The organism is Pseudoalteromonas apostichopi (assembly GCF_030297135.1).
Classification (GTDB): Bacteria; Pseudomonadota; Gammaproteobacteria; order Enterobacterales; family Alteromonadaceae; genus Pseudoalteromonas; species Pseudoalteromonas apostichopi.
Genome location: NZ_AP028065.1, coordinates 1,119,825 through 1,132,399, shown reverse-complemented (window position 1 = coordinate 1,132,399; position 12,575 = coordinate 1,119,825). Strand labels below are relative to the sequence as shown.

The window sequence follows — 12,575 nt, the reverse complement described above, 5'->3', positions numbered from 1 at the left end:
TGATGAAAACATTTTTTACGTTTGTATTTGCCGTGATGTTAGTCGGCTGTGCAAGTAGCAACAACGGCACCTTATACCAGCAACTAAATGGCGAACAAGGGATCGAAAAACTAGTTGATAGTTTTATCAATCAAATAGGCCGTGACGAACAAATTTTAGCTTATTTTAAACAAACCAATGTTGCTCATTTCCGCCAAGGCTTTATCACTCATTTGTGCAGTGTCACCGATGGCCCTTGTGAATACAAAGGCGATAATATGGTTGATATTCACACCGGAATGAATATTTCTAAAAAAGACTTTAACCGTGTGGTAGAGCTTTTAATCAATGCGATGGATGAACAGCACATTTCGCAAACGGTACAAAATAAAATCCTTAGCAGACTTGCGCCACTTCGCCCTGAGATAATTAATATCTAGCTAGAACAAACTTTAATTGTGGGCTGAAACAGAAATGTAATTTATGTACAATAGCTATTGGTTGAAGTTATTAAGTTGTAAATAATGCAGTTATATTTTGATGTTCAACATCTATATTACATTCCACAGTATTTGCCTGTTTTAAAGGAGTTGAAGGAAAAAGGCCACAAAGTTTCGATGGTTTTCTATGAAGACCAAGATGAGCGTAGTCTTGGTGTATGTCGTGACTTTATCTATGAAAATGCAATAGTTGCAAAATGGTTAACAAGTGCAAGGGAAACCTTTGAATTTTATCAGAGTTCAGATGCAGATTGGGTTGTGTTTGGAAATACATTTGCTGGCGCTGAGGATCTAAATAAAAAGACTGTACTGATGCAACATGGAATAGGTCCAAAACAATGCTATTACGATGTATCGAATAATAAGATGACAGTACGGTTTGTTGAGGGAGAGCACCGGCTTCAACGTTTAAAAACGCTTTATCCTGAAGGCAACTTTATTGATAGTGGCTACGCCAAGTTAGACCCTATTTTTAATCAGACTCTTGAAAGCATTAACCTCAAAAATCTCGGCTTAGATCCTACAAAGAAAACTTTGCTCTATGCGCCTACTTTTTATCCAAGCTCTTTAGAGTGCTTTAGCGATGATTTCCCTGAGCACTTTAATGAATTTAATATTATCGTTAAGCCTCATTTCTTTAGCTTATTTAAGCAGAAGTACAAAAAGCAACGCCTAAAACTTGAGAAGTGGGCTAGTGCTAAGAATGTTTACCTTGCGAATGAATTCGATTTTGATCTTACTCCTTTTTTAGAACTTGCTGATATTATGGTTTCTGATGCATCGTCAGCCATTTTTGAATTTGCAGCATTAGAAAAACCTGTTATCTGGTGTGATTTTTACAAGCTGCGTTGGTCATACAGAGGTATTTTTTCTTATAGATTGAAAGCTCGATTGGATGAAGATATCAAATACTTCAATGAGTTATGTGCGCGTGCTGAAAGTTATAAAGAGTTAAAGCAGTTATTAAGTTCAAGTTTTAATGAATCTGCCGAATTTAAAGAAAAAAGAAAAGAAATAGTTTATAAACTGGCAGGTCTTACGGATGGTCACTCTGCTAAGAGAATTGTTTCTTATTTAGAGGAACATCAATGAAACGGGTAATTACTTTTGGCACGTTTGATATTTTTCATGTGGGACATATCAATATTTTAGAGCGAGCTAAAGCACTGGGAGATTATTTGATAGTTGGTGTATCTTCTGATGAACTAAACTTCTCAAAGAAAGGTCGAAAGCCTGTATACAGTGAAGCTGATAGGCTGAAAATTATTAGTTCTTTAAAGTGTGTTGACGAAGTATTTGTAGAGCACTCTCTAGAATTGAAAGGTGAGTACATAAAAGACCATCAAGCCCATTTGCTCGTTATGGGGGATGATTGGGCTGGTCGGTTTGATCAATTTAAGCAAATTTGTGATGTGATTTATTTAGAGCGTACTCCCTCTATCTCTACAACAGAAATAATAGAAGTTGTAAGGCAGCCTTCAAACTGTCATTTATAATTAATAAAATAGCTGTATGCGCTTAAGTTCAATCTAAACTAAGATCAGTATATGGCTTTTTTATTTATCTCTCGCAATAATGTGCACGCCCGCTATTACAAAAAATTAATTAGGAAACTACCCTTAAATTGTAAAGTGCACTGTATGGGCTTCCCCAGGTTAACTGCTTTAAAATACTTTAGCAAAGCGATTCAAATTGATTTTAGTAAAATAATTTCGGAACAACTACTACGTAAGCAAGCCCGAAATGATCTTTGGTGTAACCCATTACTTATCAAAGCTTACTCTAAAGTGATGCAGTTTGTAGAGCAATGTCGGTACGCTAAGTATTATGATTTATTAAAGTCAGAATCCCCTCAAGCTTTAGTTATTTGGAATGGTAATAAACTACCGAATGTTACTGTTTGTATAGCTGCGAAATCACTAGGAGTGACTACCTATTTTTATGAAAATGGGTTATTGCCCGGAACAACAAGTTTAGACCCTCAAGGTATTAACTTTGCGGCTTCAGTACCGCGAGATAGTCAATTCTATTTAAATTTTGATCCACAAGGGAAGTTGCCATTTTCTGCGCCTGATTTAATCCCTAGAGCGAATCACAAAAAGCGCTGCAAATTTGACGCAGTTGAGTTACCAAAAAAATACTTATTTGTGCCATTTCAAGTTCCACACGATACACAAATAGCTTGTTACTCACCTTGGCTTAAGTCAATGGAAGAGTATTACGATGCTGTTGTTTCAGCCGTAAAAAAGTTAAATGATCCAGAACTTAAAGTTGTTATTAAAGAACATCCTTCATGGCATAAGCACTATGAACACTTGTACGATAAAGATGATGTTGCCGTTTTTGCCAACGGAAATTGTACTCGAGAACTTATCAATAACGCTGAAGCCGTGATCACTATTAACTCGACCGTTGGCTTAGAATCTTTATTACTTGATAAAAAAGTGCTTACCTTAGGGCTTGCTTGTTACAACATTGATGAGCTTGTACTACACGCAAGTGATCAAGCTACTTTGATTAAGTGCTTAGAAAAACTACAAAATGGCTGGCAGTCCAACAGTATTCTGAGAGATAAATTTTTTACCTACTTAAAGCATGTGTATTGCTTGCCCGGTGTTTGGAAAGAATGTACAACTGAGCATGTTGAAGCGGTTGAAAAGCGCTTAACTCAACAAGATACATTCGCTCAGCTATCGCAAAAGGAAAGCTAATGAAGAACATAGTCTCGCCAGAATGGCTTAACGAGCATTTAAGCCATGATAATTTGATCATTTTTGATGCTGGAATGGTACGCCCTGGTTTACCGGGAGAATACGCACCTAAAGCTATGCTGCCTAATGCACAGCGTTTTGATTTCAAAAAGACGCTGGCAGATAACAGCAATCCTGTACCAAGTATGATGTGCAGTAGCGAGCAGTTCACAGAACATATGCAGCGTGCTGGGGTTAATCAAGACTCACTGATTGTGATTTATGAAGACCAAGGTTTATTCAGTTCAGCGCGTGCGTGGTGGATGTTTAAAGCAATGGGCTTTGATAACGTAAAGGTTTTAAGTGGTGGTTTAGCTAAGTGGCAGGCACTTGGCTTTGCAACACAAGCCAGCTATTCAGCTGCTTCTGGTCAAGGCAACTTTGTTGCAAGCCCTCGTATTAATTACTTTATCAGTGCTGAGCAAGTACTTAACTCACTTGATGAGCAAAGCACACTAACACTCGATGCTCGCCCTTATGAGCGATTTACAGGTGAACAGGCCGAGCCGCGTGAAGGCATGCGTAGTGGTCATATTCCAAATAGTCGCAGTCTATCACTTGCAAGTGTACTAAATAACGGTGAGCTAAAACCGCTTAGCGAGTTGCAGATATTATTTGATCAACATATTGCAGCGCATCATACTCAGTTGCAATTTAGCTGTGGTTCAGGTGTAACAGCTTGTGCAATTGCATTGTGCGCCGATGAATGCGGTTACTCTAACTTACGTGTTTACGATGGCTCATGGAGTGAGTGGGGCGCTCGTCACGAGTTACCTATTGAAACAGGTCCGCATCAATAAATTCAGCGTAATTTTGCCAGCTGCCGATACTGTTTTTATTCAGTGGCTGGCGAATTTGCTTTTTGCTCGCCGTAGCTGAAGCCGCATTGTTTTTATAAAAAGTTAGGCAGTTTTCCTGCCAGCTTAAATCACAAAAAGTATAGAGCTTCTGTGTTTGCTTAACCGGCTCTGCCACTAATTGCTCATAGCTTTGTAAAAAAACGTTTTCAGGATACTTGTTGGCAAAGTGACTGACTAATGCCGAGTAATCTTGATGGAATGAGGCAATATCTTCAAGAGTAAAACTGTAGTGATGAAACACACTTTGCGGACTATACATCTGCCTAAAATTGGCGATACTGCAATCGTGCCAGTCTCGCTGCATACAAACAATTGTAGCATTAGGAAATGCCGCTAATATAAAATCAATATAGTAAAAGTTAAATGGCTGTTTATCACAGCTTCTAAGGCCATCACTGAGCAGCTGGGCTCTTTGTTGATAGTTAGCAAGTACTGTCTTTATCGCTTCAGATTCATATGCCTTATCAAGCATTTCGCTATCAATCACTCGAGCCGATTGCGTGGCGTGTTGTATCAATTGCGCTATATCGTTTAATTCTCCAATCCCTTGCAGCTGTGAACTTTGATTAAGGATTTTTTCAACTAAAGTTGTGCCAGAGCGGGGCATGCCAACAACAAAAACGGGTGAGAACTCAGAGTCACTACTTTCAAGCACTTGCTGTGTACTTTGAGTAATGAGCTTTTGACAAAAATAGCGATGTTGCGTGGCTTGATAATTAAGTTTATAGGCTATGGCTTGCTTACTTAGTACAAAGTATTTAAATGCATTTTTGTAGTCATTAAGGTGCTCATAATTAAGAGCAAGACTATGAAAATACACTTGTTGATCAATAATGCTTTTTTCTTTATTCGCCAAGGTTTGTAGTTTCTGGATATGTAGCTTCGACTCTACATCAGTATTTAGTTCAGCCTGTGAGTAATGAGCTTGATAAAAGCTAGGTTGCTGGGTAGTAAGTTGCTGTAGCAAACTTTTTGCTTCATCAAACAGTCCGTGAATTTTATATGATACCGCCAAATTATAGCTAATTTGTGGGTTATATTTATTGCGTTGGTAAGCCGACTTTTGAAAGCTAAAGGCGTCTTCATAATGCCCTAAACGGTTAGCAATATTGGCTAGTGTATCAAAATCAGCGGCACTAAAGTCAGCTGTTTGCAAAGCGTCTTGATAATGCACAGCCGCATTACTTACTTTACCTAACAGTACATACAGCTTGGCAAGTGCTAAATGATATATCGGCAAAGGCGCTAAATTAAGCGCTTTTTCAAGCAGCTTAATGGCTTTGTTGATATCGCCCGCTGCAGTGTTGACTTCGCTCAGTAAAAAGTAACAAACGTGGTCTTCAGGATTTTGCTTTAGGCGCTGCACAAGTAGATGATGTGCATCATGTAGTTGCTTGTTGGCTAACAACTGTTGGATATTAGCGCGAAGCGCTTGTTGGGTATTTAGCATGAGATTATCTTAAAAGCCTTGCCTAAAAGCGGCAAGGCTTTTATTCGAGTATTTAATTACAGCTCAAAGTTGTAGCTAAACTTCATACCGATTGTACGAGGTGCGGTGGTGTAGTGACCATAAACACGCTGTAGCTCAGGTAGCTCTTTGTTAAGCTCAGCATATTGCGACATACCAGCCCAAGACTTATCACGACGTACAGAAGTGAACGCGTACTTATCGAATAAGTTGTCTACGTAAAGGGTTGCAGACCACATATCGCCAGTAATTTTGGCAGATAAGTTACTTAGTGCATAACCTGGTAATACTTCGCCATCTGCTTTTAAGCCTACTTTGGTGATCACATCGCTTTGTGCTGTGATACCGTAGTTTACGCTTAATAGTTTATCACCTAGGATATCTTGCTCGTAACGAAGACCAAAAGAGAATTGATGCTCAGGAGCACCCGGTAAACGGTCGCCTTTAGCGCCATCATAGTAGCTTTGGTACTGCGCTAAGTCGTCACCTAATACGCCAAATAAGTAAGGTGCATCTTCGGTTAATTCGGCTTTTGCATATGCGTATGTTGCATAAGCTGCCCAGTTATCACCAATCATTGCGCGAGTAGAAAGTTCGACACCTTTAGAATTAGCAGAGCCTGCATTCGAAGTAATTAACTCTTGGCCATTTACTGTACTGCTACCAACTTGCGCATCTTTCCAATCAACATTAAATAGCGCTGCATTGAAATGTAGGCGGTTACGTAACCATGATGACTTAAAGCCTAGCTCGTAGTTGACCGTTGTATCTGGTTTGTAATCTTCTTCGTTTGGCAGGGCACAAACAATTTGTTGCTCAGGTAATACATCAGGGCAAGGAGCAATACCGTTACCACCACCAATACGGAAACCTTCACTCACAGTAAAGTAAGCAAGCACACCATTATCGAATGTGTAATTAGCATTAAACTTAAATAAGTTACCGCTATCGCTTGCGCTTACATTTTCCATAACAAGATTATCTAGTGAATCAAAGTCACCAGAATAAAGCGGGGTTGCAGAGCCTGATGTTGTTGATACATCGTATTCATAAAAACGAGCGCCAACAGTGACATCAAGTTGATCTGTGATGCTGTAGCCAATTTCACCAAAAAGTGCTTTTTCAGTGGTTTCGCTATCAGAAATTAGAATGTACTCAAGGTCTTGTTCAACATTTGGAATACCGCCACCCCAGTACTCAGTCAGACCCGGCGTGTACTCACGATCATCTGAGTGACTTTCTACTTTGTTATAGAAGCCGCCTACAATCCAGTTAAAAGCGCTACTGCTATTTGAAACTAAACGAAGCTCTTGTGTAAAGGTATCGCGATCTGAGGTGTCGTGCGTGTAGCCAACAAAAGAAGGAAAGTCGGCATACCCTGACCAAATATCGTAAAGAAGATCAGTTTGATCGCGCTGACCAGATTGCTCATAGCTAGACCAACCAGATGCAGATACCAGCTCAGCAAAACCAAGATCTGCTTTTACTTCTAAGCTTAATAAATCGTTTTCTTCTTCACCGGGTTCAAGCACTCTAGCTACATTTTCGTATTTTCCTGGGATACCTTGTAGTGCACTGCTATCTGCAAGTGAGCCGTATTGAGACGTCGAATTACCGCCATTTTCTTGCTTTTGATAGAAGTAGTTTAGCGTTGCATCAACATCTTCGGTGGCAAGCCAGCGTAGTGATAAACGTGCTGTGGTGATTTGCTCATCGTTAACATCGCTTACGCTTTTTAAGTTGGCATTTACATCGCTGCTGTCTGAAAAATCAGGGTTCGGGTTTGATACGCCAGGTTCTAGAACCACGTGAGTGTAGTCAATGTAACCTGGGTTATCGTAATAATTTAAGCTAGCACGAAGGGCTAGTTTTTCTTCAATTAGCGGAGTATTGAATACCACGCCAAACTCACCGCCTGTACCGTCACTTTCGTTAATGCTAAATACATCGCCTGTTACTTTACCTTCGGTGATATCAAGCTCAGGTTGTTTTAATAAATAACGGATTGCACCACCTAAAGTACCTGCTCCGTATAGTGTACCTTGTGGGCCAATTAATACTTCAACACGGTCAACATCAGTCAAACGTAAATCAATGCTAAGTGGAATTTCACCAACATAAGTTGCCACTGTGCCACTGTCAGAAATACGGTCAGAGGTATTTGTGTTCAGGCCACGAACGATAATAGGAGAACCTTCACGACCACCTTGATCAGAAATTGTTAAACCGGGTACCCAACGAGCGACATCTTCAAGATCACCAATGTTTTGGTCGCTAATTACATCGCCATTTAGGGCTGTGATATTAAGCGGTGCATCTTGCACAGAACCTGCACGTCGTGTTGCAGTGATTTGGATAGTTTCAATTGATTTATCAACTTCGATAGCATCTTCAGCAGCAAACGCCATATTGCTATTAATTAAAACCGCAGAAATTGCACTTGCAAGTAGAGCAGGCTTAAAGGTGTTCATGATAGATTCCGAGTTAGTTACAGTAAATTTATGCTCAAAAAATAGACGTTACTAGTAATTTAAGCTTAAAAATTGATGATTTAGTGAATTTATATCCAATTATAATGTATTTTTATTCTCATCGTCCATGCGTTATTTGCAATTAAATGCAAAATAATTGAATAAATAATCTGTTTAGGTGTTAGCTATCGGAATAAGGGCAGTTCGTACAACCATTACTACAGCAATGGCCGCGCTTTAAAAAGAACCAGCGGCTAAATACCATGTAATTGTTTTGCATAGTGTAATCGAGGTTTTCTATTAAGTTACCCTGAGTAAAATAAGGCTTAGCAAAGGCAAGCTGCTGTTCAAGAGGCTTTTGGTAAAGTTCTGATAAAAATGAATTTATTTTATTTATAGTACAGTCTCGGCATAAACATTCTGTTGCGGTCTCATCGAGTGGTAAAATGTTGGGTAGCTCATTACACCAACAGGCATTAATATTGTCGGCTTGGCAGTTAAGGGTTGCTTTGCATCGTGAGCATGTAAGGGTTGTCATTAATTAAAAGGTGCTTTGAGATTGAAAAGGTAAGCATAGCAAATGGATAAATTAGACGCATTAGGAGAGTTTGCTCGTTTTGGTGATAATCGATTTGAGGCAATTTCAGTTATTACAAGCACTCCTGACATCCAAGATGATGTGTATATTCTAACGCAAGAAGTGTTCTGTCAGGTTCTACAGCGTGCTATTAACGGCGAAATAGATATTGATGAATTAGAACTTTGGGCGAACGTACTAGAGTCACGACAAGACATAGACGAAAGTGCCGTAGAAGGGGCTATTTACGCTTTAAGCAATAACGAGCAAATGGGTGAATTGAGTAAAAGTACGCTAAAGAAGCTATTAGAAGTGATGAAATAGCTTCTTTTAGCCCTAAGCTTATTTAGCTTAAGGCATTTGCTTGTTGCTATTTATGGTAGTTTAAACAGGTTTCAACTTCGTTTTTCGAACCTAAGATCACCGCCACACGTTGGTGGATTGCATCAGGTTGAATATCCATGATGCGCTCAGTACCAGTAGAGGCTATACCGCCAGCTTGTTCGATTAACATTGCCATTGGGTTTGCTTCGTATAATAAACGTAATTTGTTAGGTTTATTTGGATCTTTCGTGTCGGTTGGGTAAGTAAAAATACCACCACGACATAATACACGGTGCACATCACCCACCATTGCAGCAATCCAGCGCATGTTGAAGTTACGACCACGCGGGCCTGTGTCACCAGCAATTAAGTCATTGATGTAATTTTGCATCGCTGGCTGCCAATGACGTTGGTTTGAAGCATTGATAGCAAATTCGCTAGTATCTTCAGGTACTTTTGCAAAGTCTTCTGTTAATAAGAAGGTACCGTGAGTTTTATCTAAGGTGAAAAAGCGTGTACCTTTGCCTGTTGTTAATGCTAGCACCGTTGATGGGCCATATAACACGTAACCTGCCGCTACTTGGTTTTTACCCGGTTGCATAAAGATACTTGGGTCGGCCGGATCTGCACCTTCAGGCGCCGCCATAATTGAGAAAATCGTACCAACGAGTGAGTTGATATCTGTATTTGATGAACCATCAAGTGGGTCGAATGCAACAATGTAGTTGGCATTAGGGTTACCCGCAACGGTGAAGTCTTCTTCTTCAGAGGCAATGGCTTTTACGTAGCCCGATTCTAATAAAATATCTTTTAAAAGTTGGTTAGTTAGCACGTCGAGTTTTTTCTGTGTTTCACCCTGAATGTTTTCGTCTAGGGTTGAGCCTAATACGCCAGATAGGGCGCCTTGACCAACACGAAATGAAATCTCTTTACATGCCGCAAGTACCGTTCTGATCAATGAGATCAGTTCACGAGGGCAACCATCTTCTAACAATACCGGTGGGAGTCTACGCATTCTATTTTCCTGATAACGTTGTAGCCAGACATTTTTAGTGTGAGAGAGAATGTCTTAGCAAGCGCTGAATTTCGTCTTAAATAGCTGATTTTTCTTGGCGGTACTTTATACTGCTTAATACCTATACAGTATTTAAAACGCGAATAACAAAGATAAGATTATGCAAAAAATACCATTACTACGATATCTGCTCTTAGCTGTGCTACTTACTATGATAACTCAAGCACACGCAGCAATTAAGTCTATAAATGATTTTACTGAAAAAATGACTCATTTTTCAGGCTATTTTTCATTTTACTACGATACAGAAAGCGGCAAATTGTATCTTGAGGTGGATAAACTCGAGCAGCAATTTTTATTACAACAAAGCTTACCTTATGGTGTCGGTTCAAACGATATTGGCTTAGATCGCGGTCAGCTAGGTGATACTCACTTAGTTCAGTTTGAACGTTTTGGCGATAAGGTGATGTTAAGAGCCATAAATACTTATTACCGTGCTAACACTAATAACCTTGCGGAACAACAAAGTATTAAAGAGGCATTTGCATCAAGTATCTTAGCAGGGTTTAGTGTTGTTGCTCAGTCAGAAACCGCCGTATTAGTGGATTACACACCTTATTTATTAAGCGATGTTCATGGTGTGAGCCGTCGTTTATCGGCAACTGGGCAGGGAAGTTTTAACTTAGATAGCAACCGCAGTGCGGTTTATTTAGCACGCTCAAAAGCATTTGAAAAAAATACTGAATTAGAAGCAGTACTTACTTTTCAAGGTAATAAGCCTGGTAAGTATGTTCGCCAAGTGAGTGCAGACCCTTACGCGCTAACGGTGCATATGCATCATTCATTAATTGAACTGCCTGATGATAACTACACCCCGCGTAAGTTCCACCCTCAAGCAGGTTTCTGGAGCATTGAGCACAAAGATTATGCGGCAGCGCTGGGTGAGTCTATGTATGTGCGTTACATCCCTCGCCATCGTCTAGCGAAAAAAGATCCAAGCCTACCAATCAGCGAACCCGTTGAGCCGATAGTTTATTATTTAGATCCGGGCGTACCTGAGCCAGTTAAATCAGCATTACTTGATGGTGCTAAATGGTGGAATGATGCATTTAACGCAGCAGGCTACAAGAATGCTTTTATAGTTAAAGTGCTACCAGATGATGCCGACCCTATGGATGTACGCTACAACGTGATCCAATGGGTGCACCGTGCAACGCGTGGTTGGTCTTATGGTAGCTCTGTGATTGACCCGCGGACAGGCGAAATTATAAAAGGCCATGTGACTCTGGGTTCATTACGTGTTCGTCAAGACATCTTAATTGCAGAAGCATTAGCTGCACCTTATTTTGAAGGGAATGAAGTGGCTAAGCGCTTACAAGCAATGGCACTTGATCGTATTCGTCAGTTAAGTGCTCATGAAGTGGGGCATACTTTAGGTATTTCTCATAACTTTGCAGCCTCAGTGGCAGATAGAGCCTCTGTGATGGATTATCCACACCCGCTACTTAGCTTTAATGAACAAGGTAAGTTAGATGTTAGCCGAGGCTATGCTTCTGGTATGGGCGTTTGGGATACCCAAGTTGTTAAATACGGTTATAGCGATTTCACAAATCAAGATGAAGCACAGCAATTGGCCGCAATTTTAGCTGAGAATAAAAACAAAGGGCTGGAGTTTATCTCAGACAGTGATGCCCGCGCTCAAGGTGGTGCTCATCCAACAGGGCATTTATGGGATAATGGTCGTTCACCAAGTGATGAGCTAATGCGAGTACTTGATGTTCGTAAGCAAGCGCTGACTAACTTTGGTATAGAAAACATCAAAACAGGCACTACTTTGTCGCAATTAGAAGAAATGCTGGTGCCGCTTTATCTATTCCATCGCTATCAAGTTGAAGCTGCTGTTAAGCTAATTGCTGGCGTGAATTACGAATACGAAGTGCGTGATGGCTCACAACCTAAAGGGGCACAGGTTGTTGCAAAGCAAACACAACAAGCTGCAGTGGATGCTATGCTTGCGACATTAAAAGCTGAGAACCTTGTTTTACCTGAGTCGGTATTAGCGCTTATTCCACCAAAAGCCTATGGTGAATCAAAATCACGGGAGAGCATTGTTGGCCGTACAGGACTAACGCTTGATGCGATGGCACTGCCAGAGGTTGCAGCTGCACATAGTTTGAGCCTACTTTTTAATAGCCAACGCATTAACCGTTTAGCGCAGCAACAAGCACGAAGTGATGCATTTTATGGTTTAGATGCACTATTAGCACAAACTTATCAGCAAATTTTCGAACAACAGGTTGCTTCAGGGATGGCTGGTAAAATTAGCCAACGTGTGCAGCTTTTAACAGCGAAACAATTTGCTGATTTAGTTGCAAGCAATGAAGTGGCACCCGAAGTACAAGCTCAATTGCGTTATTACTTAGCTAAACTCGCAAAGAGTTACCAGCAAGAATCAATGCTAGGTAGTGCATCCGTTGGGAACAGTGCATTTAAGCAATATTTAAGTGAGCAAATCAGTCTCTTTTTAGAAAGCGGTGAATGGCCTGCAAACTTTAAGGTGTTGCCAATGCCACCGGGCTCACCAATTTAATCCATTTTTACTTCAAAGCGCCTAGCATAGCTAGGCGTTTT

Annotated in this window: 11 protein-coding genes; 7 read left to right on the top strand and 4 right to left on the bottom strand. The window is 40.3% G+C overall.

Features of this window, described 5'->3' with window-relative positions; translation table 11 throughout:
• Nucleotides 1-2: 2 nt before the first annotated feature.
• From QUE86_RS05080 to QUE86_RS05060, 5 genes are all read left to right on the top strand, one after another.
• Nucleotides 3-419, top strand: a complete 417-nt coding sequence (locus QUE86_RS05080; protein WP_286260337.1) for a group I truncated hemoglobin — start codon at nucleotides 3-5, stop codon at nucleotides 417-419.
• 84 nt (nucleotides 420-503) lie between these two features.
• Entirely contained in the window at nucleotides 504-1,571 is a 1,068-nt protein-coding gene (locus QUE86_RS05075) for a CDP-glycerol glycerophosphotransferase family protein (RefSeq protein ID WP_167658680.1), read from the top strand.
• Entirely contained in the window at nucleotides 1,568-1,975 is a 408-nt protein-coding gene (locus QUE86_RS05070) for an FAD synthase family protein (RefSeq protein WP_130050584.1), read from the top strand. Before QUE86_RS05075 ends, QUE86_RS05070 begins: the two co-directional genes overlap by 4 nt.
• A gap of 144 nt (nucleotides 1,976-2,119) precedes the next feature.
• Nucleotides 2,120-3,190: a capsular polysaccharide export protein, LipB/KpsS family gene (locus QUE86_RS05065; RefSeq protein ID WP_286259592.1), complete on the top strand. Its 1,071-nt coding sequence runs from the start codon at nucleotides 2,120-2,122 to the stop codon at nucleotides 3,188-3,190.
• Complete coding sequence (locus QUE86_RS05060) at nucleotides 3,190-4,029, top strand: sulfurtransferase (protein ID WP_286259591.1); 840 nt, start codon at nucleotides 3,190-3,192, stop codon at nucleotides 4,027-4,029. Before QUE86_RS05065 ends, QUE86_RS05060 begins: the two co-directional genes overlap by 1 nt.
• Here QUE86_RS05060 and QUE86_RS05055 read toward each other — a convergent pair.
• The 3 genes from QUE86_RS05055 to QUE86_RS05045 all read right to left on the bottom strand — a co-directional run bounded on the left by QUE86_RS05055 (nucleotide 4,004) and on the right by QUE86_RS05045 (nucleotide 8,566).
• Complete coding sequence (locus QUE86_RS05055) at nucleotides 4,004-5,539, bottom strand: tetratricopeptide repeat-containing sulfotransferase family protein (protein ID WP_286259589.1); 1,536 nt, start codon at nucleotides 5,537-5,539, stop codon at nucleotides 4,004-4,006. The two genes, QUE86_RS05060 and QUE86_RS05055, sit on opposite strands and share 26 nt — an antisense overlap.
• A 56-nt stretch (nucleotides 5,540-5,595) precedes the next feature.
• Nucleotides 5,596-8,028 (bottom strand): TonB-dependent receptor, encoded by a 2,433-nt coding sequence (locus QUE86_RS05050; protein WP_130050588.1) that lies wholly within the window; start codon nucleotides 8,026-8,028, stop codon nucleotides 5,596-5,598.
• Nucleotides 8,029-8,209: 181 nt separating this feature from the next.
• On the bottom strand, nucleotides 8,210-8,566 hold the full coding sequence (locus QUE86_RS05045; protein WP_130050589.1) for a DUF5522 domain-containing protein: 357 nt from the start codon (nucleotides 8,564-8,566) through the stop codon (nucleotides 8,210-8,212).
• A 42-nt stretch (nucleotides 8,567-8,608) separates the two neighbouring features.
• Between QUE86_RS05045 and QUE86_RS05040 the strand changes: the two genes are divergently transcribed.
• Nucleotides 8,609-8,929, top strand: a complete 321-nt coding sequence (locus QUE86_RS05040; RefSeq protein ID WP_130050590.1) for a hypothetical protein — start codon at nucleotides 8,609-8,611, stop codon at nucleotides 8,927-8,929.
• 46 nt (nucleotides 8,930-8,975) lie between these two features.
• Here the strand turns inward: QUE86_RS05040 and QUE86_RS05035 are convergent, their stop codons facing one another.
• Nucleotides 8,976-9,944 carry a class 1 fructose-bisphosphatase gene (locus QUE86_RS05035; RefSeq protein WP_130050591.1) on the bottom strand — a complete coding sequence of 323 codons (969 nt, stop codon included), beginning with the start codon at nucleotides 9,942-9,944 and terminating at the stop codon, nucleotides 8,976-8,978.
• Nucleotides 9,945-10,104: 160 nt separating this feature from the next.
• Here QUE86_RS05035 and QUE86_RS05030 point away from each other — a divergent pair, with 160 nt between their 5' ends.
• Nucleotides 10,105-12,534, top strand: a complete 2,430-nt coding sequence (locus tag QUE86_RS05030; RefSeq protein ID WP_286259585.1) for a zinc-dependent metalloprotease — start codon at nucleotides 10,105-10,107, stop codon at nucleotides 12,532-12,534.
• Nucleotides 12,535-12,575 lie beyond the last annotated feature (41 nt).